At 60.2% G+C, this 26,233-nt stretch carries 15 protein-coding genes; 5 read left to right on the plus strand and 10 right to left on the minus strand.

Annotated elements, in window-relative coordinates; genetic code table 11:
- Positions 1-46: 46 nt before the first annotated feature.
- Positions 47-889: a substrate-binding periplasmic protein gene (locus ACZ9W6_RS12045; protein ID WP_465191405.1), complete on the plus strand. Its 843-nt coding sequence runs from the start codon at positions 47-49 to the stop codon at positions 887-889.
- A 24-nt stretch (positions 890-913) separates the two neighbouring features.
- Here ACZ9W6_RS12045 and ACZ9W6_RS12050 read toward each other — a convergent pair whose 3' ends face one another.
- Both ACZ9W6_RS12050 and ACZ9W6_RS12055 read right to left on the minus strand, forming a co-directional pair.
- Positions 914-2,038, minus strand: a complete 1,125-nt coding sequence (locus tag ACZ9W6_RS12050; RefSeq protein ID WP_465191406.1) for a response regulator — start codon at positions 2,036-2,038, stop codon at positions 914-916.
- A 31-nt stretch (positions 2,039-2,069) separates the two neighbouring features.
- A complete protein-coding gene (locus ACZ9W6_RS12055; protein ID WP_465191407.1) occupies positions 2,070-6,671 on the minus strand; it encodes a PAS domain S-box protein in 4,602 nt (1,533 codons plus the stop codon).
- A 157-nt stretch (positions 6,672-6,828) separates the two neighbouring features.
- On the opposite strand from ACZ9W6_RS12055, the gene ACZ9W6_RS12060 reads away from it, so the two are divergent.
- Positions 6,829-7,740, plus strand: a complete 912-nt coding sequence (locus ACZ9W6_RS12060; protein ID WP_465191408.1) for a diacylglycerol/lipid kinase family protein — start codon at positions 6,829-6,831, stop codon at positions 7,738-7,740.
- 1 nt (position 7,741) lies between these two features.
- Here ACZ9W6_RS12060 and ACZ9W6_RS12065 read toward each other — a convergent pair whose 3' ends face one another.
- From ACZ9W6_RS12065 to glyQ, 8 genes are all read right to left on the minus strand, one after another.
- Positions 7,742-8,488, minus strand: coding sequence for a substrate-binding periplasmic protein (locus ACZ9W6_RS12065; protein WP_465191409.1), 747 nt, complete (start codon positions 8,486-8,488; stop codon positions 7,742-7,744).
- A gap of 154 nt (positions 8,489-8,642) precedes the next feature.
- The gene (gene gloA, locus ACZ9W6_RS12070; protein ID WP_465191410.1) at positions 8,643-9,047 is read right to left on the minus strand and encodes a lactoylglutathione lyase; all 405 of its coding nucleotides are present in this window, start codon (positions 9,045-9,047) and stop codon (positions 8,643-8,645) included.
- Positions 9,048-9,252: 205 nt separating this feature from the next.
- Entirely contained in the window at positions 9,253-9,951 is a 699-nt protein-coding gene (locus ACZ9W6_RS12075) for a M48 family metallopeptidase (protein WP_465191411.1), read from the minus strand.
- Positions 9,929-10,699, minus strand: coding sequence for a lysophospholipid acyltransferase family protein (locus ACZ9W6_RS12080; RefSeq protein ID WP_465191412.1), 771 nt, complete (start codon positions 10,697-10,699; stop codon positions 9,929-9,931). Before ACZ9W6_RS12080 ends, ACZ9W6_RS12075 begins: the two co-directional genes overlap by 23 nt.
- Positions 10,700-11,248, minus strand: a complete 549-nt coding sequence (gmhB, locus tag ACZ9W6_RS12085) for a D-glycero-beta-D-manno-heptose 1,7-bisphosphate 7-phosphatase (protein ID WP_465191413.1) — start codon at positions 11,246-11,248, stop codon at positions 10,700-10,702. It abuts the gene before it with no gap.
- Between the two features lie 103 nt (positions 11,249-11,351).
- Positions 11,352-13,415 (minus strand): glycine--tRNA ligase subunit beta, encoded by a 2,064-nt coding sequence (glyS, locus tag ACZ9W6_RS12090; RefSeq protein ID WP_465191414.1) that lies wholly within the window; start codon positions 13,413-13,415, stop codon positions 11,352-11,354.
- Positions 13,416-13,417: 2 nt separating this feature from the next.
- Positions 13,418-13,888, minus strand: coding sequence for a surface-adhesin E family protein (locus tag ACZ9W6_RS12095; RefSeq protein WP_465191415.1), 471 nt, complete (start codon positions 13,886-13,888; stop codon positions 13,418-13,420).
- A gap of 3 nt (positions 13,889-13,891) precedes the next feature.
- Positions 13,892-14,782 carry a glycine--tRNA ligase subunit alpha gene (gene glyQ / locus ACZ9W6_RS12100; RefSeq protein WP_465191416.1) on the minus strand — a complete coding sequence of 297 codons (891 nt, stop codon included), beginning with the start codon at positions 14,780-14,782 and terminating at the stop codon, positions 13,892-13,894.
- A 238-nt stretch (positions 14,783-15,020) separates the two neighbouring features.
- On the opposite strand from glyQ, the gene ACZ9W6_RS12105 reads away from it, so the two are divergent.
- From ACZ9W6_RS12105 to ACZ9W6_RS12115, 3 genes are all read left to right on the plus strand, one after another.
- Positions 15,021-18,212, plus strand: a complete 3,192-nt coding sequence (locus ACZ9W6_RS12105; protein WP_465191417.1) for an NAD(P)-binding protein — start codon at positions 15,021-15,023, stop codon at positions 18,210-18,212.
- Between the two features lie 82 nt (positions 18,213-18,294).
- The gene (locus ACZ9W6_RS12110; RefSeq protein WP_465191418.1) at positions 18,295-25,299 is read left to right on the plus strand and encodes a protein kinase domain-containing protein; all 7,005 of its coding nucleotides are present in this window, start codon (positions 18,295-18,297) and stop codon (positions 25,297-25,299) included.
- Positions 25,268-26,218: a GGDEF domain-containing protein gene (locus ACZ9W6_RS12115; protein ID WP_465191419.1), complete on the plus strand. Its 951-nt coding sequence runs from the start codon at positions 25,268-25,270 to the stop codon at positions 26,216-26,218. The genes ACZ9W6_RS12110 and ACZ9W6_RS12115 overlap by 32 nt, the downstream gene beginning before the upstream one ends.
- Positions 26,219-26,233: the final 15 nt, after the last annotated feature.

Raw genomic sequence — 26,233 nt, forward strand, 5'->3', positions numbered from 1 at the left:
GCAAGAAGATACCGCCCAAAGTGCAACCTTCCGGACAAGGCATCCGATGACAAGACCCCTCACCACCTTCCGATCTGCCCTGCTGGTTGCCGGCCTGCTACTGTTGGCAACGGCCAGCCTGGCGGCTTGCCCGCGAAACGGACTGCGCATCGGCTATCTGAACCTGGGCGGCAATTATCAGGATGGCGCGGGCATCGACGTGGATATCATCAAAGAGCTCAGCAAGCGCAGTGGCTGTGCCATCAGCCGTGCCGAGGAAATGCCCAGGCTGCGCTCCATCAAGATGCTGGCTACCGGCGATCTGAATCTCCTGCCATCGCTGGCACTGACGCCGGAAAGAGCCGCACTGGGATATGCCCTGCACTATGAGGTTTCCAAAAATCTGGTGGTGATGGACAAGAAGATTCCGCCAAAGTCTATCGAGGCTCTGGCCAGCATGCCGAATCTGCTGTGGGGCGTGGTACGCGGCTATGCCTATTCACCACGCCAGGCAGAGTTCATCCAGCAGCAACGCGCGATGAACAAGGTGCTGGATGCAAACGATACCGAAGACCTGTTTCAGCTCCTGGACAAGGGGCTGGTGCATGCCGTACTGGCTCATCCACTGGCCTTTTCAAAAAACCTGCAACGCATGCCCGTCAGCCAACGGCCACAGATTTTTGACGCCTTTCCTGATGATCCGCCACTGGAGGGCGTGATCCTGCTCTCCAGACTGGACTTTACCGAGCAGGATGCCCTGCGCTGGCATGTGATGCTGCAACAGATGAAAGACGATGGCACCTTGCTGGCCATCATGGCACGGCATACCGATGCCAATATCGCCACTCATCTGCTCCCGGCCCGGATAGGCCTACGCCCGGGCCAGCCATCATTGATCCCAGCCAGATAACCTCTGATACCCGGCCCGGAATGATCAGGAATCCTTGAGCTGGCTGACAACCTCGGTCAGCTGATTCTGGAAGTGCTCTTGCGCCAGTTGCACGTTGTAGATGTCTTCCATGCCATCTTTCACCAGATGCAACAACGCATGCTCCTGCCGGTCTGTCAGCTGCAGACCAACCAGCGCCTCTTCAAAGCGGCGGATCACACTGTTAAGCACGGTAATCGAGTCGGCGCGGGTCTTGCGCTGGGCGGCATCGATATTGCCCAGTACCGCCACCAGCCGCCTGACGGTGTCGTCAATCACCTCGCCGCGCTGGTGTAACTTCTGCTCGTTGTAGATAGCATGCAGCCGCTCGTTGGCAGCCTCGACCAGAATGGCCAGATGATCGCGCAAGCGGCCACAACGGTCAGGGTCATCCAGCGGCATATCCAGCACCACCATCCTGACTTGCGGATAGCTGATAGCCAGACGGTTGCGGAACTGGGTAATCCGGTCCATGGTCGCCATATGATGCATGACCGAGATTTCAAGCTCGCTGGCAGGCCCCTTGCCATTCAGCGCAATAGACTGGCCATCCTGCTGGATCAGCTGAGTCACGCCATTTAGGCCAAACAAGGCCAGCGCCTCCAGCACCGCCCGACCCAGCTCAAGCAAATCGGCGCTATGGCCGAATTTTTTCAATGCCTCGATCAGCATGCCGGTTTCGCTCATGCTGGTCATCGCCACCATCGCCGTGCTGGTGGCGTAACTGGCCTGAGCGCGCAAGGCATTGCGCTCGTCCTGCAGCTGTAGCACCCGGCTGATTTTGGCCTGCAACACCTTGGGGCTGACCGGCTTGGTGACAAAGTCTTCGCCACCGACCTCAAAACCGCGCAAGCGGTCTTCGATGCCGTCAAGTGCGGACAAAAACAGTACCGGGATATCCGAAAGGTCAAAGTCTTCCTTCAGCGCGGCGCAAAACTGGTAGCCATCCATGTCGGGCATCTGCACATCCGCCAGGATCAGGGCCGGCCGGCTAGTGCCGGCCTGGGCCAGCCCCACAGCCGCACTTTCCGCGCACAAGACTTCATAATCATCACCCAGGTTATCGGCAATGAAATCGCGGATAAACTCGTCATCATCAACAATCAGCACGCGCGCCTTGTCTGTATCCATGTCTGTGCACCGTAGTTCTATTGAAAGATGATTACCCCAGCCCCGCTGTCAGCCGTTGTTGCTTCAAGAGCAACTGACAGCAGGCATCAAACTGTTGCCTCAACTGAGCCAGCAATGACGATGAAAGCAGCTCGCCACTTTTGGCCTCCATCTCCAGCGCATCCAGCAGATTTCCCAGCTGCATCGCCCCGACAGTGCGGGCAACCGATTTCATGCGATGGCATTCGCCTGCCACCGTGACTGCATCATCACTGGCCCAAGCCTCTTCCACCACTGGCAAGCCTTGGCTCAATACCTGACGGAACTTGTCGAAGTAGCGTCGCTGCCGTTCGAGGTTGGTCCCCAGCATGGTCTTGACGACTTCCTCGTCGATACAGTCTGCGGTAAGCAGTATTTCATTAGCGACTGACACCTCGGCCACCTCAACTACCGCCTCAACATGCTCTTCATGCTTGCGGCCAACCCTGCCCAGCCAGGCGGCCAGTACCTTGTACAGTCGTTCCGGCTCTATCGGTTTGACCACAAAATCGTTCATGCCGGCAGCAAAGCATCGTTCACGGTCATCAGTCGAGGCATTGGCTGTCATCGCGATAATCGGCAGGCCGTTCAGCTCTGGCATCGCCCGCAACTGCTCGGTCGCCTGCACCCCATCCAGATTGGGCATCTGCATGTCCATCAGGATCAGGTCATAGCTTGAGCCGCTGGCCATCGCCACTGCCTGCCTGCCACTGTCGGCGATATCCACGCTGATGCCGACATTTTCCAGCAGCTCGGTGCCCACTTGCTGGTTGAAGGGGTGATCATCCGCCAGCAGTATCCGCCGGCCAGCCAGAGTCTGCCGGTAGTCGAGAATGACTTCCGCCTGGCTGCTGTCAACCGGGGCACTGCCTGCCGCCATTTCAAGAATGAACGAGAAGGTACTGCCTTTGCCCGGCTGACTCGCCACCGTCAACTCGCCGCCCATATGCTGCACCAGCTGGTAGCTGATGGTCAGACCCAGACCGGTACCGCCATATTTGCGCGCGGTAGAGTTATCCGCCTGCTGAAACGACTGGAACAGCTTTTTCTGTGCCTGCCGGTCTATGCCTATGCCGGTATCACTGACCGCAAACTGCACACGGGGCTGATTTTCACCGCCCCCCGCCAGCGAAATGGCCAGTGTGACAGCCCCTTTTTCGGTGAACTTCACCGCGTTACCCAGCAGGTTCAGCAAGATCTGCCTTAAGCGTAGAACATCGCCAAGCAGATATCTTGGAATACGCGGGTCAAGCATGACTTTGTATTCAAGGCCTTGCATTCTGACCTTGTCTTCCATCAGATTGGCCAGCTCCTGCAGCAAGACCGTCAGATCAAAATCATGAATATCCAATTCCAGCTTGCCGGCTTCGATTTTCGAGAAGTCGAGAATATCGTTGATCAGCGCCAGCAAATGGGTGCCGGAGACACTGATTTTCTGCAGATAATCGCGCTGCTTGTCATCCAGCCGGGTCTGCATGGTCAGGTGTGCCATGCCCAGCACGCTGTTTAATGGTGTGCGGATTTCATGACTCATCGCAGCCAGAAAAGCACTCTTGGCACGGTTGGCCGCTTCGGCCTGCATACGCGCTTCGTCCAGCTCGCCGGTTCTTTCCGCCACCCGCTTTTCCAGCGTGGCGGTAAAGCGTCTGGCCTCTTCTTCGGCCGCCTTGCGCTCGGTGATATCGCGGATCATGGCAGTGTAGATGGGCTCGCCATAATTGGTGGAATAGGAAATCGACACCTCGACCGGAAACTCGCTGCCGTCAGAACGGAAACCGCTGACCTGCCGCCCGGCTGCCAGACTGCGCATCTTGCGGGTAGCGCCGTCATGCAGGGCAAAGTTGCGCATCATGTCACCATGCCCCGGCACCTTGTCTTCCGGCAGCAGCCGGGACATGGGCTGGCCCAGCATTTCGCGCGCACGATAGCCAAACATCTGCTCGGCCGCCGGATTGAATACGATGATGCGAAAGTCGGCATCGGTCGTCACGATTGCATCCATTGCCGCATCAATCATGCTGGCCAGACGCGACTGGTTGGCCTGCAAGGCCTGCTCGGTGTGCTTGCTGATACTGATATCGGTCAGCGTGCCGATAATGCGCATCGCACCATGTTCCTTGTCACGGGGCATCAGCATGCCGCGACCGGACACCCACTTGTAACTGCCATCCTGGCAACGCAGACGGTGCTCGACACTATAGTACGGCGTCTCGCCACACATATGCCGGCTCAGCGCTTGCGAGAAAGCCTCGCGGTCTTCAGGGTGAATACTCTCGCGCCAGTGCTGCTCATCTCCGGACAAGGTGCCGGGCTCATAACCGAGCATCCGCTCCCAGGTATCCGAATACACAATCTCGCCATTGTCCAGATTCCAGTCCCACACGCCGTGGCCGGCACCTTCGATGGCGAATTTCCAGCGCTGCTCGGCCTGCACCAGCGCGGCACTGGCTTTACGGAATGCCTCGCGCGTGCGCAATACCTGGATTACCTGGCCATAAGTCACCAGCACCGGCTCCAGCTCTTTCGCCAGTGCCGGTGAATACCCGTCGACACGATTGGCTATGCCGACCAGCCCGACCATATCATCACCACGCATCACCGGTAGTGCCATGAAGGAACTCAGCGCCGGGTGACCAGCCGGCAGACCGCCACGGCGCGGGTCGGTCTGCGGCGAATTGGCAATCACCACCTCCTTGCTGGTGAGAGCCACGCCGAACAGCGTATCCAGATTGCGGAACTCGACCCCATCGCGCATGCCGCGCTGGTACAGCAGCCGCGATGCGCTGTCCCAGGCAATATTGCTCAACGCCTGTGTCTTCAGATAAGGCTTGCCCGCCGCATCATGCAGCACCTCGCCAACAAAGCCGAATTTGCTGCCGGTCAGCTCCAGCAACTGGGCCAGCACCATTTCGAAGGTGCTTTGCGCATTGTGGTGCTCAATGAATTCGGCCTGAATGCGGGTCACCGCGCTAAGCTCGGCACTCTTGGCGGCCAACATCTGCTTGGCGAGCCGACGCTGGGTAATGTCCTGCTGGGAGGTCACCCACAGTTTGCCCAGCCGCGTATGTTCGAGCGTCGCCACATTGGCGCGCGTCCAGAACATCTCGCCATTCTTGCGGACATTGCGCAGCTCGCCATGCCAGCTGCCGCTACGCTCGACTTCGGCCAGAATTTCGGCCACCACATCGCCCTGCCCAGGCTGATTCAACTGAGCAACCTGCATGCCCAGCATCTCGGACTGGCTGTAACCGAACATCTGCGCCATGCGCGGATTGGCATAGACGATGCAGCCAGTCTCGGCACTGACCAGATGCACACCTTCAAGCATGTTTTCGAGAATCAGGCTGTGCAGGCGCAAGTCGTTTTCGAGGTCGGTAATATCGGTGAGATCCAGCACGCTGGCCGGCACGCTGAGCGCCTCGGCACCCGATTGCGGAATCGGCAGCGACACGACCACCCGCACCGGATTGCCACGCCGGGTCTGCAAGGTCACTTCAGCGCGATAAAAACGCTCGCCAGCCCAGAATGCCTGCAAGAGGTTGACCGCAAAGCCCGCCTGATCTTGCTGCGGAAACAGCATGGTTACGCTAGGTAAGGTAGCGGGTGCCAGCTCGAACAGTGACAGGGTACGGGCATTCACGTTTTCGACACGCACCAGCGCCAGCAGGCTCTCGCTGCTGGCCGGCTCATTAGCCAGATAGCGGCCCAGATCGCTGATGCCCTGCTTGCGCAGCCCCTGCAAGGCATCGAACAAGGCGCTGCAGTCGAGATTCCACAACGAAACCTCGGCGTGATCAAACAGCAGACGATAACGCAGCTCGCGCATGGCAATATCGCATTGCTGCTGCCGCAGATCGGTCAGATCTACCATGCTGGACAGGAACAGGCCGTCGTAAGGCGCTTTCAGCGCCACGCGCTGGCAGTGGACGATGCGATCCTCGCCATTCTTGCAGCGCACCCGCAATTCGAGCTCGTGCGCCAGTTGTGGCGAGCGCAGCAGATGCTCGCGGATACGCACGATAGACTGACGGTAATCCGGATCGGGAAAGGCCTGCTCCCACCAGCGGGCGAGTGTCGGCAGCTCGGCGATGTCATAGCCGAATTGCCGGACAAAGGCCTTGTTGATGTAGTGGAAATGACCATGCGCATCGTAAATGGCGGTCGACACCGGCAGGTTGTCGATCACGGCATTAAAGTCGCCAAGCGCATCACGCTCGTTGCGCACCCAGTCCTGGAAGGTCAGCCCGCCCGCGCGCTGCACGCGGCCGCTATAGTAGTCGCCCGGCGGCAAGGGATAAGCACGGATAAACACCCGCTGCCCGTCAGTCAGCGTGCAGGTACACGAAAAATCAGCCGCCTCGGCCACCGTCTGCAGCCACAACTGCTGCACACCGTGGCGCTCGGTTTCGATGACCCGCTCAAGCCAGCCCAGGCCGCTGGCCTCGTCCGGCTGCAGATCAAACAAGCCCTGCCACGCCGGATTGGCATAACAAAGCTTGCCGTCACGGCTGGCCACGAAGGCCGGCAGCGGCTGCTCGGCAAGCAGGATATGCCACCACTGAGCCAGCTCAGGGTTGGCCGCAGGCATTGCGTGCCTATCGCTTTCGGCTGGCATTCGCCCATCCTCTGAAAATGGTCTGCTTAACTTTAGGAAAGATGCATGACCAGTGCCAGCCGGCAACAGCATTTATCGAATGCCGTGCCGACAACTCGCCATTTGTGAGCCGGCATTTCAGGCGCATAATGACATCCTTGTCACGCCAAGCCTGCCCATGAGCCATACCGATCGCATCACCTTCATCCTACACGGCCGCCACTGCCCGAACGGACTGCCAGAACATCTGCTGGCGCCATTTCGCGACCATTTCGACATCGACATCATGCTGACCACCACGGCGGACAGTGCCACGCGTTTTGCGCGCGAAGCAACGCTGGCCGGCACCCGCTGGCTGATAGCGGTCGGCGGCGACGGCACGGTGCACGAGGTGATCAACGGCATGATGAGCGTGCCGGCCGAGGCCAGACAGCACACCGTGCTTGGCGTTTTGCCCAGCGGTACCGGTAATGATTTCTTTCGCAGCCTGAACAGCAGCGCCGATATCAGCCAGCTGCCGGCGATGATGGCGGCGGGCCATTACCACCCGACCGACCTGATTCGTGTAGAGAGTAGCGATGGCACATTACGCTGGTGCAACAATATCGCCTCGATCGGCATAAGCAGCGATATTGTCCGCCGGGTCAAGCGTCTGCCGGCCTGGCTGCCGGCAAGTGTGAGCTTCAATCTGGCGGTGATCAGCGCGCTATTGCGCTACAAACCCGAAGCGATGCAATTGACACTGGATGGCGAAGAGATAAGCGGGGAGTTTCTGTGCGTGTCAGTGGCCAATGGCCGCTTTTTCGGCAGCGGGCTGGGCATCGCACCGCATGCCAGCCTCGATGACGGCCTGTTCGAACTGATCATGATTTCTCGTGCCAACAGCCTCGACTTTGTCAGGATGCTGCCGCAATTGCGCCAGGCAAAGCAGCTGGATGATCCGCGCATCCGCTATCTGCGCGGGCGCGAACTCGGCATCAGCGGCATCGGCCGGCAGTGCGCGCTGGAACTGGATGGAGAATTGTGCGGCGAAACGCCGGTGACTTTCAGTATGGAGCGTGGCGCGATCCAGTGCCTGCGCCTCGTCTGAATCAGGGCTTTGCAGCCGGCAACCATTGCTGCTTGATAGCAGCCAGCCGGCCACTCTTGCTCAGCCAGGCCATGCCTTTATCGAACTGCTGCACCAGCGCCTGCCCACCAGGATAATCTCGGGCAAACGACACATCTATCTGCCCTTCCGGCAGATGGCCAACGACTGCAACGCGACTGGCCAGTTCGGCATCTTGCGCCAGAATGCGCCTGGCCGTGCCCTCCCAGGCAACGACATAAAGCGTGCGGCCAACCCGCAGCTTGCGAAAAGCTTGTACTTCGGTGACAGACTCATCCTTGATGATCTTGTCGTTATCATCAAATGCCCGGCCAAATGTGTAACCACGCGCAATACCGACCCGCTTGCCCTCAAGATCTTTCACCGTCAACGGTGTTTCTGGCTGCTGGAAACTCAGGGCATAAATATGGACGCTGCCCATCAGCAGCGGCGTGTTGGCGTAGCGGTAATAAGGTTCGTAAGACGGGGTACGCTGGGTATTGAAACAGCCGGCTACTTTGGAAACCCGTGCCAGCTCCATACAGCGTGCATACGGGTAAGCTTCGAAGCGCACCTGCACCCCCTGACTGGCCAGTGCCTCGCGCAGGATGTCTACCGTCAGGCCGACACTGCGCCCGCCGCTGACTCCGGTATACGGCATCCAGTCATCCTCGGCGGCAAACACCACCTCGGCCATCGCTGGTGTCGCGCTCAGCAATAGCAGTATTTTTCCCAGCGCCAGCAGCTTCATGGCAGCCCCCATCCCGTGTCGCGGCAATCAGCAGACAAGCGCATTCTAGACAGCACAAGACTGGCTTGCCTGATTCTGCGCGAAAACATCTGCCCTGCCGCGAGGCAAATCCCGGCCGGCTGGCCATGCGCTAGCTGAGCGGCCGGGCGGATACTCAGTCCTTCTCGCCCTGACGGCTGCCCTTCTGGATGAATTCGATCTTGTAGCCATCCGGGTCTTCGACAAAGGCAATCACGGTCGTGCCGTGCTTCATCGGGCCGGCTTCGCGCACCACCTTGCCGCCCTTGGCACGCACGGCATCACAGGTGGCGTAGGCATCTTCCACCTCGATGGCCAGATGGCCGAAGGCATTACCCAGCTCGTAGCTTGCGGTATCCCAGTTGTGGGTAAGCTCGATCACGGTGTGCTCGGACTCCTCGCCATAACCGATAAAGGCCAGGGTGAAGCGGCCATCCGGATAATCGCTCTGGCGCAGCAGGCGCATGCCGAGAACTTCGGTGTAAAAAGCAATGGAACGTTCGAGATTGCCCACGCGGAGCATGGTATGCAGAAGACGCATCGGAATACCTTTCAAAGGTTGGCCGCAAACTGCGGCAGTCTATCGGCAGATGGGGGCCTGCTCGGCAAAATCCAGTACGGGAAAGCCTTGGAGCCTGTTCAATGCCTGCGGCGTTCAGAAGATATGGTGTTGAAGTGCCTTGTCTCTCGCCAACACGCATACTTCGGACCGGCTCTTGCCACCGGCAGACAGAAACCTTGCGCCGTCAACCGAGGGCAAACAAGGTGTGGCCGTGCTGTTTCAACCAGCGCCTGGCGGTCTGCCAGTCAGGATACAGCCGGCTGACTTCCGCCCAGAAATCGGCGGAATGATTCATGTGTAGCAGATGGGCGAGCTCGTGCGCGATCACATAATCGAGTATCGCCGGCGGTGCCTGCAGCAAGCGCCAGTTGAGACGGATGCTGCCATCGGCGCTGCAGCTGCCCCAGCGCGTGCGCGCCGACGACAGCGCCCAGCTGCGTAGCGGCCGTGCCGCACGCGTGGCCAACAGCGCCAGCCGCTCGCCGATCAGCACCTTGGCCTGCTGTTTTTGCCATTGCTGCAGCCTTGCGGCCAACGTGGCCTCGTCATCCAGCTGCGGCCCGCTCACGGCAATCACGCCATCCTGCAGCGCGATACGCCAGCGTGCAGCCGCTTGCAACTGCAAGGGCCAGACCTCGCCGCGCCACAATATCTGCTGCACAAGCCTGGCCGCCGGGAGGTCGCGCTGTGCCTGCTGCTGCAGCCAGTGCTTGCGCAGCCAGTCACGTTTTTGCAGCAGGATTTCTTGCAAGCGTGCCAGCGGCACTTGTGGCGGCGCGATCAGCTCGATCTCGCCGTCCTTGATCTTCAGGCCTATGCTGCGCCGGGCGCGCCGCGTCAGCCTGACCGGCAAGTCACCCTCAGGCAGAGACAGTGTCAGCACGACGCTGCTTGCGCTGTTCCGGGTGGGCAAACGGGCCCACACCACCAATCTCGGCCTGACGCGCCTCGATCCAGGCTTCGGCCGCCTTCATCATCGCCTCGGGGCCGGCATAATCCGCCGGACGAATAGCTGGGCCGATCACCACGGTGATTTCACCCGGGTACTTGAGGAAGGCATTGCGCGGCCAGAATTCGCCAGCATTGTGCGCCACCGGCACCAGCGGCATATCGAGCTGCTTGGCCATGCGTGCCGCGCCGAGCTTGTATTTGCCGGCGAGGCCTGGCCGGATGCGGGTGCCTTCGGGGAAGATGCTGATCCAGAAACCGTGTTTCTTGCGGTTGATGCCCTGCTCCATCAGCAGACGGTTGGCCGTGGCACGATCAGAACGGTTGATGGTAATCGGGTTCATCAGCGCCAGACCCCAGCCAAAGAACGGGATCAGCAGCAGCTCGCGTTTGGCGACAAAAATCTGCGAGGGGAAAATCTTCTGCAGGGACAGCGTTTCCCAGCCGGACTGGTGCTTGGCGCAGATGATGGCCGGCTCGTTGATGATGTTTTCGCGGCCAATCACCTTGTAGCGCAGGCCGACCACATGCCACAGCAGCCAGGTCAGCATTTGCGCCCAGCTCTCGCCGACGATGTGGCGCTTGCGGCGCGGCAGCGGTGCGGCAATGAACAGCGCCAGGAAAAACAGCGGGGTCAGCAGAATCAGCAACAGCCAGTAGATCAGGTTTCGCAGCAGCAACATCTAGTCTTGTTCTTCCAGATTGATCAGGTAATCGGCGGCATCGAACAGATCGTCGAAAATCAGCGTGCCCTCGGGCAAGCCGCCCTTTTCCAGCGTGCGCGGGCCTTTGCCGGTACGCACCAGCAAAGGTTGGCCGCCAACTGCAACGATGGCTTCAAGGTCGCGCAGGCTGTCGCCGATCAGCGGCAGCTTGTCACCACGCACATTGAAGCGCGCCATGATGTCCTCGACCATGCCGGCCTTCGGTTTGCGGCAATCACACTCGTCGACTGCGGTATGCGGGCAGAACACCACGGCATCAATACGGCCACCAGCCTGATTCACCAGCCGGTGCATCTTTTCGTGCATGGCATTCAAGGCATGCATGTCGAACAGGCCACGGCCGATGCCGCTCTGGTTGGTCGCCACCACCACACGCCAGCCGGCCTGGGTCAGGTTGGCAATCGCCTCCAGACTGCGCGGCAGCGGCTGCCATTCCATGGTGTTTTTGACGAAATCGTCGCGATCAGCGTTGATCACGCCGTCACGGTCGAGAATGACGAGTTTCATGATTCCCTTTGCGCCTTGTCAGGCAGCGAGTTTCGCCAAATCACGAAGGGCAAGCCGGAAGCCGGCTTGCCTGTTCGTGTTACGGCCTTGAGTAGTGAGGCGTTCAGTCCGCCAGCAGCGAGATATCCGCTACGCGGTTGAACAGTGCGGCCAACTGTGCCAGCAGTGCGATGCGGTTGCCACGCACGGCCAGATCGTCTGCCATCACCATCACGCCGTCAAAGAAGGCGTCAACCGGTGCACGCAGCGAAGCCAGCTGGGTCAGCGCGCCGGCAAAGTCGTGGGCGGCAAACTTGGCTTCCACCGCCGGTGCCAGCTCACTGATCGCGGCAAACAGTGCGCGCTCGGCATCCTCGGCAAACAGCGCCGGATTGACCGCAGCGATATCGCCTTCGGCCTTTTTCAGGATGTTTTTCACGCGCTTGTTGGCTGCGGCCAACGTTGCCGCCTCCGGCAGTGCCTTGAACTGAGCCACGGCGGCCAGTACGGCAGCGACCTCATTCAGCTGGCTAGGTACCTGCGCCAGCACGGCGTCGATCTCGTCGGCCTTGTAGTCGTTGGCGAGGTAGTTCTTCAGGCGTTCCAGCGCGAAGGTGTACACCTCGTCGACCACATTGGCGGACAACAGGCCGGCCGGGAAGGCGGCTGCGGCGTCAGCGATCAGCGCCTTCAGATCCAGAGGTTGCTCCAGCACCATGCGCAATACACCCAGCGCGGCGCGGCGCAGCGCGAACGGATCCTTGTCACCGGTCGGAATCAGGCCGATGCCCCAGATGCCGACGATGGTTTCCAGCTTGTCGGCCAGTGCCACAGCAGTGGCGATCGCACCTTGCGGCAGGCTGTCGCCGGCAAAACGCGGGTGGTAATGGCCTTCGATAGCATCCGCCACCACCGCGTCTTCACCGTCCAGACGTGCGTAGTAACGGCCCATGATGCCTTGCAGCTCGGGGAACTCGCCAACCATGTCAGACACGAGATCAGCCTTGGCCAGATACGCTGCGCGTGCGGCCAACGCCTGATCCGCACCGAGCTTGCCGGCGATGGCAGCGGCGATGGTCTGCAGACGCTCGACGCGCTCCAGCTGGCTGCCGATCTTGTTGTGGTAAACCACGCCGGCCAGACGTGCCAGACGGCTGTCCAGACGCTGCTTCTGGTCCTGTTCGTAGAAGAACTTGGCATCGGACAGACGCGCGCGCAGTACGCGCTCGTTGCCGCCGACGATGTAACGCGGATCTTCGGTCTGCAGGTTGGACACCAGCAGGAAGCGGTTCATCAATTTGCCTTGCGCATCCAGCAGCGGGAAGTATTTCTGGTTCTGCTGCATGGTCAGGATCAGGCATTCCTGCGGCACGTTCAGGAACTCGGCTTCGAAGCCGGCTTCCAGTACTACCGGCCATTCAACGAGGCCAGTCACCTCGTCAAACAACGCGTCCGGCGCCGCGATGGTGGCGTTCAGACGGGCAGCCGCTTCGGCCAGCTTGTGGCGGATCAGCTCGCGGCGGGCAGTGAAGCTGGCAACCACCTTGCCTTCTTCAGCCAGGGTACGGGCGTAGGCATCGGCATTGGCCACGGTGACATCGCCAGCCGACAGGAAGCGGTGGCCACGGGTGATATTGCGGCTGGAGAGACCTAGCACCTCGCCGGCAATCACCTGCTCGCCGTGCAGCATCATCAGGCCGTGTACCGGACGCACAAACTGTACGTCCAGATCAGCCCAGCGCATCAGCTTCGGTGCCGGCAGCTTTTTCAGTGCCGTCGCCACGATGCCGGACAGTACTGCGGACAGTGCCTCGCCGGCCTTGGTGGATTCGTAGGCAAATACATCCTGCTTGCCGTCATGGGTGGTGGTCAGCGCCGATACGTCCACGCCGCAGGAGCGAGCAAAGCCTGCCAGTGCCGGGGACGGCTGGCCATCCTTCATGCCGGCGGAGACTGCCGGGCCGCGACGCACGATGTGCTGGTCGGGCTGAATGGCGGCAACGGCCGGAATCTGCACCGCCAGACGGCGCGGGCTGGCGTAAACGTTGGCCGCCACGTCAGCAGCGACAAACTGCAGTTTTTTCAGTTCGTCAGTAATGGTGTCGGCAAAGCTGTTGGCCAGCTTTTCCAGTGCCTTTGGCGGCAGCTCCTCGGTGAGGAGTTCGATCAGCAGGGTCTGTTGAGTCATGATCATTCGATATCAAGGCTGGTGGCGTTAGGGGCGAGACGGCACACGATGCGCATCATGGCATCAGCCACGGAATCGGGCTCGACAGCGGAGAACTCCCAGTTATAGCGCTGCAACTGGAACATCTGGGTGTACAGATGCTTGCCGCCGGCCGTCCAGTAGGAGGCATTGACAAAGGCGTACTGCTGCTTCTGGCAGTCGGCACGGCCTTCGAGACGGCGGATGCGGTAGTCGATGTCGAGCTTGTCTTCGTGCTTGGTCTCGCTGTAACGCTCCTGATTGGTGAAGCGGACGAAACCGTCCCTTACATTGGCGATAGACGCCAGATCGATGGACAGCTCCAGCGCTGCGCCGGACTGGTAAACCTGGAAATCACCTTCCATCGCCGGCTTCTCGCGCTGACTGGTCAGATACCAGGTCAGCCCGGCCAGCGTGGCGATAATCAAGGCAAATGCCGCTGCCCACGTCTTCATGGCTTAGTCTTTCTTGCACATCGGGAAGCCCAGAGCCTCCCGCGCGTCGTAATAAGCCTGTGCCACGCCACGCGCCAGATTGCGGATGCGGCCAATGTAGGCCGCACGTTCGGTCACCGAAATGGCACCACGCGCATCCAGCAGGTTGAAGGTGTGGCCGGCTTTCAGGATCATCTCGTAGCCCGGCAGCGGCAAGCCGGCATCCAGCAGGCGCTTGGCCTCGCCCTCGTAATCGGCAAACTGCTTGAACAGCAGCTCGACATTGCTGTGCTCGAAGGCAAAACGCGACTGTTCGACTTCGTTCTGGAAGAACACATCGCCGTAGGTTACCGGCGTGCCGTCCGGCAGACGGGTCCAGATCAGCTCGTAGACGTTTTCGATGTCCTGCAGATACATCGCCAGACGCTCAAGACCATAGGTGATCTCGCCCAGTACCGGCTTGCAATCGAGGCCGCCGACTTGCTGGAAATAGGTGAACTGGGTCACTTCCATGCCGTTCAGCCAGACTTCCCAGCCCAGACCCCAGGCGCCCAGCGTCGGGTTTTCCCAGTCGTCTTCGACAAAGCGGATATCGTGAATCGCCGGGTCAATACCCAGTTCGCGCAACGAACCCAGGTACAGATCCTGAATATTCGGTGGCGACGGCTTCAGCACGACCTGGAACTGGTGATGCTGGAACAGGCGGTTCGGGTTTTCGCCATAACGGCCGTCTTTCGGGCGGCGGCTAGGCTGGACATAAGCAGCGTTCCACGGCTCCGGGCCGAGGGCGCGCAAGAAGGTCGCGGTATGCGAGGTGCCTGCGCCCACTTCGGTATCGTACGGCTGGAGCAAGGCGCAGCCCTGACGGTTCCAGTAGTGCTGCAGGGTAAGAATGATTTCCTGAAAAGTGAGCATGTGGCTTTAACAATCAATTAAGGAATTGGCAACAGTCTTGAATTCTACCCGTATCGGCAAGTCAGGGGGAAGCGACAGCCGGGCTTTCCCTGCCTGCCAGCGCCGGATGGCGAAGCTGGCAGGCATCCATACGACATTGACAAGCCGGCAGCGGAGATTTATTTGCATTCATTCGTAATTATTCAATAAAAATACCCGACAATCATGACGCGCCTGTCAGATAACAGAGGGGATGTGAATGCTGCCTTATATTGCCGATCAGGTCGGTTTGCCGATTGCCTGCCAGCCCTACCCGCTAGACGATGCCGACATGGCCGTATTCCTGCTGCCGGCTGGCCGCAGCGAGTTGGCCGCACTGCTGGATACCTACCTTAACCAGCCCTCGCAAGGCGTATACGACTATCGCCTGCTGCTGCCGGACAACAAGCCGCTGGTGACCATGATCATGGCGCAGATGACAGCGCAATGTAATGATCTGCAAGGCCAGCCTTGGGGGCAGGATCGCTATTCCGAGCTGTCGTTCTGGATTCCGTGCTACGACCACAATGCTCTGCTGCACGGCGAATTCCGCCCGGCCCTGTTTCTGCCCTATCTGTTTCCTGACAGTTTTACCGCCGTCACCACCGGCCGCGAAATGTTCGGCTTTCGCAAGCAGCAGGCCAGCTTCCACTACCCTGCCGGCAAGCTGGATGTCTATCACCCGCAATTCAGCGGCAAGGTACAGGCCTTCCGCAGCCTGGGGCTGAATAGCCAGGCCAGCGACTGCGAACTGCTGAAACTGGAAAACGGCGGCGGCGATATCCCGGCCGCGATCTGGGATGATCTCGAAGGCGCAGCCGCCCGGCTGGTCGAAACCTTTATAGGCAAGCAGTGGTTCTGCGGCGAAACCGGCCAGCTGCTGGGCGACATCGCCAATGATTTTCTGGCGCACTGCCCTGCCGTTTTCATCAAGCAGTTCCCCGACATCAGCAATGCGGCAGCCGCCGAAAGTCGCAGCATCACCAGCACCACCTTCAGCCTGAAGCGATTCAAGGGTGCCTTCCCGTGGCTGGCGGATGGCAAGCTCAAAACGCAAGAATTGCAGTTTGCCAGGCTGGCAAGCCACCCGCTTGCGGCCAACCTTGGTCTGCAGATCAGCAACAGCGCCGCCGAATTCGACACCGTGCCGGCCACCGGCTTCTGGTGCAAAGTCGATTTCGCGCTGGAGACCGGCAAGACCCAGCTGCCGGTCAATCCGCCCAAACAGAAGATTGCGGTACTCGGTGGCGGCATCGGTTCGCTGGCTACTGTCTATGCGCTGACCAAGGAGCCGGGCTGGCAACAGAAATACGACATCACCCTGTACCAGATGGGCTGGCGACTGGGTGGCAAGGGCGCCAGCGGTCGCAATCCGGAAATCGGCGACCGTATTGAAGAGCACGGCCTGCATATCTGGCTGGGTTATTACGACAACGCCTTCCGCGTGATGCAGGATTGCTACGCCGAGCTGGCGCGCCCGGCCAACAGCCCGCTGGCCACCTGGGATGCCGCCTTCAAGAAGCACAGCACCATCGTGCTGGAAGAATACTTTGGCGGCCGCTGGCATCACTGGCCGCTGCAATTCCGCCCCAATCAGGAAGTGCCGGGCCAGGGCGAGGCGCACAGCGACCACCCGGCCCGCTTCTTCACCCAGCTGCGCAGCCTGCTCGACAATCTGCACAGCGAGTTGAGCCAGCATATAGACAAGCAGCAAGGCGTCCAGCAACAGCTGCTGACGCGCTGCCAGCAGGCCAGCCACGATTCGCCACTGCATCAACTGCTGGGCAAGCTGCTGGCCCCGGTCGGCCAGGCGATCGAGCTGGGCACCGAACATCTGCTGGGCAAATTGCTGGATCGTCTTGCCAGCCACAAAGCTGTTTTCCCGAGTGCGGAAGACGACGCCATCAAGCTGCTGTCGGCACTCAGCGGCGAGTCGGTTCAGCACTGGCTGGATGTACTGGCCGAGCTGCGCGACCTGCTCGAACAGATGCTGGCGCCGTTCGGCGAGGTCATCGACACGATCCGCCGCATGCTGACCATGCTGGACATCAGCCTCGCCATCGCCAAAGGCGTGCTCAGTGATGGCGTGTTGCTGCATGGCTATCAGGCCATCAACCAGTATGATTTTACCGAATGGCTGATCCGCCACGGTGCCAGCCAGGCAGCGGCCAACTCGGCACCGATCCGTGCCTTCTATGACCTGTGCCTTGCCTTCCCGAACGGCCAGAACGTGATTGCCCCGGGCGATGTCGGCATCGGCGGCAATGTCTCGGCCGGCGAGTTGCTGCATGCCTATATCCTGGTTTCACTGTGCTACAAGGGCGCGGTGATGTGGAAGATGCAGGCCGGCATGGGCGATACGGTGATGACGCCGCTGTATCAGCTGCTGAAACAGCGCGGGGTGAAGTTCGAGTTCTTCCACAAAGTCAGCAATCTCGGAGTTGCCGCCGACGGCAAGACCATCAGCCACATCGATATCGACGTACAGGCCACGCTCAAGCCTGGCCTTGCCTGCTACAACCCGCTGTATGACGTCAAAGGCCTGCCGTGCTGGCCGTCAGTGCCGCTGTACGCCCAGCTGCAGCAAGGCCAGCAGCTGAAAGCCGAAGGCATCGATCTGGAATCCTCCTGGAGCCCGTGGCAGCCGGTGGCGCGCAAGCGCCTGCAACTGGGCACGGATTTCGACCGGGTGGTGCTCGGCATTTCTGTGGCGGCGCTGCACGACATCACGCCAGAGCTGGCTGCGGCCAACCCGCGCTGGCGCGACATGCTGGCCCACAGCAACACCAGCCAGAGCATGGCGATGCAGCTGTGGCTGAACGTCAACCTAGAAGAAACCGGTTGGAACAGCGCCAGCCCGGTGCTGGATGGCTATGCCGAGCCGTTCAATACCTGGGCAGCGATGGACCAGACGCTGGACAAGGAAAACTGGCCGCTGTCGGCACAGCCTTTCGGCATTGCCTACTTCTGCAACAACCTCAAACAGGTCGATCCGATTCCGCCTTATAGCGACCATGACTATCCGGCACGCGAAAAGGCGCGGGTGCGCGAGATGGCCGGCCAGTGGCTGAAGCAGTACGCCGGCCACCTGTGGCCGTTTGCCACCCAGGCCGACGGCAAGGCGCTGGACTGGAATGTACTGGTCGATCTGGACGAACAGGCCGGCGAGGCGCGTCTTGACAGCCAGTACTTCCGCGCCAATGTCGAGCCGACCGAGCGCTATGTCTGCAATGCCGCCGGCACCAACCAGTACCGGCTGAAAGCAGGCGACACCGGCTTTGCCAATTTGCTGATTGCCGGCGACTGGATTGATAACGGCTCGCTGAATATGGGTTGCGTGGAGTCCACCGTGATTTCTGGCCTGCAGGCCGCCGCCGCCATCAGTGGCGTGTCCTGCCAGATCAAGCGCTAAACCCGTCGTCCCCATGCCACCCGCTGTCATTTGCGGGTGGCATACTGCATACTCGGCACGTACCAAAAAGAGAGTGGAAATCATGATTGTCTTGCCCGGATACGATATCAGCGAGGTTTTGTACCAAGGCAGCCGCAGCCTCGTCTGTCGCGCCATCAGGCAGCAGGACAATCTTGCCGTCGTACTGAAGATATTGTCGGCCCCCGGCGACACCACTTTGCTGCTGGAGCAGTTCCGCCGCGAGTTCCGCCTTGCCAACCAGCTTGAGCATCCTGGCATCGTGCGGGCACTCGAGCTGCAGCAGCTGTCGCTGTACTGGGTACTGAGCATGGAAGACAGCGAGGCGGTCTCGCTTGATCGCCTGCTGACTGAAGGCAGCATAGCTGGTGACGACACCCTGTGGTGCCGCATCGCCATCCAGGCTGCCGAGGCGCTAAACTACCTGCACCAGCAAGGCATCACCCACAAGGACATCAACCCCGCCAACCTGATCTGGAGCCCGCAGCGCAAACAGCTGCAGCTGATTGACTTCGGCATCTCCAGCGAGCTGCAGCAGGAAGTGCCCACCATGCAGAGTCTGGCACTGCTGGAAGGCACCCTCAATTATCTGGCACCGGAACAAAGCGGCCGCATGAACCGCACACTCGATTACCGTGCCGACTTTTACTCGCTTGGTGCCACGCTGTACGAGCTGTGGTGCGGCCAACCTCCCTTCTGTAAGGCTGACCCGGTCGAGCTGGTGCATTGCCATATGGCTGAGGCCGTGTCTTTCGAGCATCCGCGTTTTGCCGATGCCCCCCTGATGCTGAAAGCGATTCTGGCCAAGCTGCTGGCCAAAAACCCGGAAGATCGCTATCAGCATGCCGCGACCCTGCAGCACGATCTGCAGCAATGCCTGGCCGTGCTGGCGCACAAGCTGGCCGACAGCGAACAGCTGCTGGAAGAGCACAATACTCGCCTGCAATTGCCGCAGTATCTGTTCGGTCGCGACCGCGAAACCGCCGAGCTGCTGCAGGCCTACGCCGGCATTCGCCACGGCCGGGCCGGGCTGGTACTGATTACCGGCCAATCCGGCATGGGCAAGACCGCCCTCGTGCACGAAGTGCATAAGCCGATGACGGCGCAGCACGGCTATTACACCGCCGGCAAATGCGACCAGTACAAACGCAACCAGCCCTACGCCGCGCTGGTGATGGCGCTGGGCGACCTGCTCGGACAACTGCTGACCGAGCCGGCCGAAAAGCTGGCCGAACTCGGCCGTGAACTCAGGAAAAAACTCGGCGACTACACCGCCGAACTGTGCAGCCTGCTGCCCGAGCTACCCTTGCTGATCGGCGAAGGCCACAGTGCGCAGGCGCTCTCGGCCCAGGAAGGCCAGAATCGCCTGCATCGCCAGATAGAACAACTGATTGCCACCATTGCCACGCCGGCTCACCCGCTGGTGATGTTTCTGGATGATCTGCAATGGGCTGACAGCCCGACTCTGCAACTGATGGAAAAACTGCTGACCAGCCCGCAAGGCATGCCCTTGCTGCTGATCGGTGCCTACCGCGACAACGAGCTGGAACCCGGTCACGGCATCCATGCGCTGACCGAAAAACTGCAGCAGGCTGGTGTGCCCGTCAATTGCCTCGCACTGTCACCACTGAGTCTGGAAGACATCAGCCAGCTACTGGCTGCCGCACTCGATCAGCCGGTTGCCAGCTGCCGGCCGCTGGCCGAATGCTGCCTGAACAAGACCGCCGGCAATCCGTTTTTCCTGTCGCAGTTCCTGCACACCATTCACGACAATGGCCTGCTGCTGTACCGGCACGAGCTGCAAAGCTGGTCATGGTCCTTGCAGGCAATTGACGATGCCGGCTTTGCCGACAATGTAGTCGACCTGATGGTCGAAAAAATCCGCAAGCTGCCGGCACTGACGCAAACCCTGATGCAGTTGGCCGCAAGCCTCGGTAACCGCTTTGATCTCGAGACCCTGGCAGTGATTGCCAATCTGTCGGCCTACGCCATCCATCATGGCCTGTGGCCGGCCCTGCAGCAGGATCTGCTGCGTCCGCAAGATGGCCGCTACAAATACCTGTCGGAAGATCATCTGCTGCCGATGAGCTATCGCTTCCTGCATGATCGCGTCCAGCAGGCTGCATATGCGCTGTCCTCGGCCAGCGAACAGCAAAAACAGCATCTGCACATTGGCCGCTGCCTGCTGGCCAGCTATGCCGAGCGTGAGGACAAGCTGTTTGCCATCACCGAGCAACTGAATGCCGCCCACCCGCTGATCAGCGATCCGGCCGAGCGCATCAGCCTTGCCCGGCTGAATCTGCAGGCCGGCCGCAAGGCCAAGGAGGCCGCGGCCTATCTTGCGGCCAACCGTCACATGCAACAGGCCATGAGCATGCTGCCGACAGATGCGGACCAGACCTTGCGCCGTGACATCCTGCTGGGGCTGGCAGAAACCTCTTATCTTTGCGGCCTGTTCGAGCAAGCCGAGGCGCTATACCCGGCCGCGCTAGCCTGCTGCCAAAGCCCGCTGCAGCAGGCCGAATGCCATCTGCTGCACAGCAGCCAGCTGCTGTTGCAGGGCCGCAATCATGAAGCAATCGCCATCCAGCACCTTGGCCTGAGCCTCCTGGGCATGCCGCTGCCACAAGATGAACAAGCCATGCAAAGCGGCATCCAGCAAGACTTTGCCACGCTGGCTGACACCCTGTTCTCGATGGACGAGACCTGGCTGCTGTCCCGCCCGGAAATGCGCGACCCGGCGTCCATCCTTGCCATGCAGTTGCTGCTGGGCATGTGCCAGGCGACTTATCTGTCCGGCCAGCTGACGCCTTATATGGTTTCGGCACTGGCCATGGTCAAAACCTCGCTCGCGCATGGCCATAGCGACCTGTCACCGCTTGGTTATGTGCTGCATGCTTTTCTGGTTGGCGCGCTGTTCGGCCAGTTCAAGGAGGGCGACAAGGTTGGCCGCAGCGCGGTATTGCTGGCTGATCAGCGTGGCAATCCGTCGGTACGCGGCAACACCCATTTCTTGTATGCGGTATTCACCAGTCACTGGAATCGTCATCTGTCGCACTCGCTGAACTGCTACGACAAGGCCCTCAACTGGAGCCTCGAAGGCGGCGATCTAGTCACCGTCGGCTATCTGCTGGCAGTACGCGCCTCGGACCGCATGATTGCCGGCCACTTCCTGCCCGATGTCGTGCGCCAGTGCGAAGACGACATCAAGCTGCTGCACCACACCGGCCAGCGCGATATGGCCGATGCCGTGCGCTGGGGCAGCCTGCAGCCGGCTCGCCAGTTACTGGGCGAGGAGCACGACAGCGAAGCCGAAACCGAATTTCTGCAACGCTATCAGGCGCACCCCCTGCATCTGGCCTACTACTACCAGGCCAAGCTGCGCACCGCCTGCCTGCTGCGCGAGCCTGATGCCCTGTCACATTGCCAGCAGTTGCCACTGATTGCGATCTCCATTGCCGGGCAATGCAAGGTTGCCGAGGCCTATACCTATGCCGGTCTGATCATTGCTGCCGCGCTGCGCGAATCGACACCCGCGGATGACACCGCCGCGCTGGCCGCCCAACTGGATTCGATACTCAGCCAGCTGCAGACTTGGGCACATCACTGCCCGGAAAACTACCAGCATCGCCAGCTGTTGCTTGAAGCCGAAATCGCCCGCAATGCCGGCGACTGGCACAACGCGATGGCGCTTTACAAGCAGGCGATCGAGCTGGCCGCCAGACACGGCTACACCCAGTTGCAAGCGCTGGCTTGCGAGCGCTTTGCCGAGCTGTGGCTGAGCATGGCACAGAACGATATTGCCGAACTTTATCTGGGCAAGGCCAAAACGGCCTATCAGGCCTGGGGCGCCAGCGCCAAAGTCCGCGAACTGGAAACCCGTTATCCGCAACTGGCACCACGCGTGGCCAACAAGCTCGCAACGCGCCAGCCGGCTACCGGCATGCATGCCAATACCACCCTGCTGTCGCTGGACCTGTCCTCAATCCTGAAGGCCAGCCTCGCCCTGTCCAGCGAGCTGGGCATGCAGCGCGTACTGTCGCGCCTGCTGGATATCGTGCTGGAAAATGCCGGAGCAGAACACGTGACCCTGCTGCTTCAGCACGAGCAGCAATGGCAGTTGGCCGCACGCGGTCAGGGCAAGCAGATTCAGGTGCTTGGTCAAACGATTTCGCTGGATACAGCGACTGACATAGGCCTGCCGCTCAGCGCGCTACGTTATGTCAATCGCACCGGCCAGGTGCTGGTCGAGGCCGACCTGGCCAATAGCGAGCGCTTTGCCGGCGATGCCTATTGCCAGAGCCGCAAGCCGCGCTCGGTGCTGATCATGCCCATCCTGCGTTTCGGCCAGGTTGCCGGCTTGCTGTATCTGGAAAACAATCTGATGCGCAATGCCTTCAGCCACGAACGCGTCGAGTTCCTGCGCGTACTGGCGATGCAGGCACTGATTGCCATCGATAACGCCCGCCTCTACGACCAGCTGGAAGAACAGGTCAACGAACGTACCGCCCACCTCGAGACTATTCGCCGCGAGCAGCAAGCCACGCTGGACAATGCGCTGATGGGGATTGCCTTTATCCGCCAGCGCCGCATTATCCGCTGCAACCCGGGCTTTGCCGGCATGTTCGGCTACCAGCAGAGCGAGCTGGCGAATCAGTCCACACGGGTTTTCTATCCGGATGAGGAGAGCTACCAGCAAGGCGAGCAATATCTGGCACGCGAGTTTGACGGCCATGCGCTAGACCGCAGCTTCCGCCACCGCAGTGGTCACGACATCTGGTGCGCGGTGCAGATCAAGTATCTGGATCCTGACAAAGCCGACAGCGGCATCGTGATTGTCTGCATGGATATCACCGCGCGCAAGGAGGCCGAAAACCGGATGGAAGAGGCGCGCATTCGCGCCGAGGATGCCACCCAGACCAAGTCGCTGTTCCTGGCAAACATGAGCCACGAAATCCGCACGCCGATGAATGCCATCCTCGGCATGGCGCAACTGGCGATGCAGCATCAGCCCACCCCCCGTCAGGCCGGCTATCTGAAAAAAATCCTGCAGGCCGGCGAGTCGCTGCAAAGCCTGCTCAATGACATTCTGGATCTGTCCAAGATCGAGTCCGGCAAGCTGAGCCTCGAATTGATGCCGCTGGAAACCGACGAGTTGATCAACCAGGTCAGTGATCTGCTGGTGTTGCGCACCAAGGACAAGGCGGTGACGCCGATTCTGGAAATCGACCCGCAACTGCCGGCCGTGATCGAAGGCGATCGCCTGCGTATCGAGCAGATCCTGAACAACCTTGTCAGCAATGCGGCCAAGTTTACCGATCAGGGCCAGGTCGCCATTCGCATCAGTGTCACCGAGACTCAGGCTGACAAATGCCGCTTGCGCTTCAGTGTGCAGGATAGCGGTATCGGTATCAGCGCCGAACAATGCGCCAAGCTGTTCCAGCCATTCCAGCAAGCCGACAGCTCTATTACCCGCCGTTTTGGCGGCACCGGCCTGGGGCTTGCCATCTGCAAACAGCTGGTCGAGCTGATGGGTGGAGAAATCGGGGTGGAAAGCCTGCCGGGGCAAGGCAGCTGTTTCAGCTTCAGCGCCTGGTTCCCGGTATTGCGCGAGCGCGAACTGCCTGCCCTGCCTGCTGCAACGCGAGTGCTGCTGGTCGATGACAACGAGCACAACCGCGAGGCAGCCCGATCCGCCCTGGCAGCTATCGGCATTGCGTTTGAAGAGGCCAGCAGCGGGCTGGAGGCGCTGATCTGCCTGCAAGGACAGAGCCGGAATAACGCTCCGTTCAGCCTCATGCTGATCAATCAGGACATGAGCGGCTGGAACGGCTGCGAAACACTGGCGCAGATAGAATCCGCCGGACTGTCCTGCCCCAGCCTGCTTATCAGCGCCAAAGGGCTGCAAAACCTGCCCGATAACTGGCAAGCGCCAGCACAATGCCAGCTTGGCGACAAACCGCTTAGCAGCCTGTCGCTGTATCAGGCTCTGATCGAGGCCCAACAAAGCAGCGGGCAACCTTTACGCGAGCAGCCCACGCTGGCACCAGCATCCAGTGATCATGCCGGCTGGCATGATCTGCGACTACTGCTGGTAGACGATAACGATATCAATCGTGAAGTGGTGCTGGGCATGCTGGAAGACTCGGGCCTTGTCATCGATATCGCACAAAACGGTAAAGAGGCCTTGGCGATTGCCGGTGATGGCCATTTCGACATCATCCTGATGGACGTTCAGATGCCGGAGATGGACGGCCTCGAGGCCACCTGCCACCTCAGAGCCAATCCGCGCTATCAATCCACACCCATCATCGCCCTGACCGCCAATGCGATGGAAAGTGACCGGCAAAGCAGCCTGGCCGCCGGCATGAATGACCACCTGAGCAAGCCGGTCAGCCATCGCGAGCTGACCAGCGTACTCGAGCGCTGGCTGCCGGCCGCCCGGGCTGTCGAGGCCCTGCCAGCCGTCAACACCAGCGTGAATACCGAGCAACAGCAAAGACTGCTTCGCCATTTCCTGCACTTTTACCAGGACATGCCGGCAACCCTGAGTGCCCTTTGCCTGCAACGCGAGGCGGATACCATTGCTTTTCACATGCACGGTCTGAAATCTGCCGCTGCCTATATCGGCGAACAGCGACTCGCCAACGCTGCCAGCCGCATCGAAAATGCCATTCATCAAGCAACAGCAGACGAAGCCGCCGCTTTGCTGCCGGATTTAATACAAGAGCTGACGAAAGTTATTGCGAATCTGGCCGATACACTGGCCATGACAAATGACAAGCCATACACTGGCCATGTCGAAACCCTATCGGTAACAGGGTCAGCGAAACTGGCCTCGCTGTTATTGCATTTTCTGGCACAGGCTGATTCGCGAGCGGGTGATTGCCTGCAACAGCTGAAAAAAACGCTGCCGCCTGCCCTGCACCCGGACTGCGAGCAGATTGCCAGCTTGCTGGATGAAATCGAGTACGAAACCGCCCTGCAGTATGCACAAAACCTGGTGTCGAGATTAAGCTCGGCCGCGGACAATGCCGATGAGCCCACTACACAAAATACTGATTATTGATGATGCTGCCATCAATCTTCACTTGCTGGACGGCGTACTCAAACCCGAGTACAGCGTGCTGATGGCCAAGAATGGCCAGCAGGGTCTGAAGCTCGCACGTGAGCAGACACCTGACCTGATCTTGCTTGATGTCGTGATGCCCGAGATGGATGGCTATCGCGTACTGCATCGGCTGCAGGCCGACCGCCGCACCAAGGATATCCCGGTGATTTTCATTACCGGCAAGGACACGCCGGAAGATGAGGCCCGAGGCCTGCAATACGGTGCGGTGGATTACATCACCAAGCCCTTGCATGAAGTCATCGTCAAGGCGCGGGTGGCTACCCATCTGAAACTCGCGCGCCAGCGGCACATGCTGGAAATTCTGGCCAATATTGATGGCCTGACCGAGCTGCCAAACCGCCGGCAACTCGACAAGACGCTGGAGCGTGAAATCGAACGCAGCAAACGCTCCGGCTTGCCGCTGTCGCTGGCGATTATCGACGTCGATTGTTTCAAGCAGTTCAACGACCATTTCGGTCATGCCCACGGCGACAAGGCGCTGCAATCGGTTGCCCGTCTGCTGGCCAACAATCTGTGTCGTCCGGGCGATATGGTGGCCAGATACGGCGGGGAAGAATTTGTCCTGCTGTTGCCGGACACTACCGAACAGGGCGCATGGTTGCTGGTCGATACCATACGCAAACGACTGGAAGAAAGCCGCCTGCCCCACCCGGCATCCTGTACCGGGCCGTGGCTGACCATCAGTGCCGGCATCGCCACTTCGGCAGGGACACCTGACTGCGATGCCGAAAAACTGTTGCAGCAGGCTGACCAGCGCCTTTACCAGGCCAAGCGCAATGGCCGCAATGCCGTGATATCCGGCAGCAAAGCCATGCAGCTTGCCGACCCGCTATCCTCACTGGGCCAAAGTGCCTGAAAGTAAAAACCCATG

It is taken from the genome of Vogesella lacus (genome assembly GCF_979366295.1).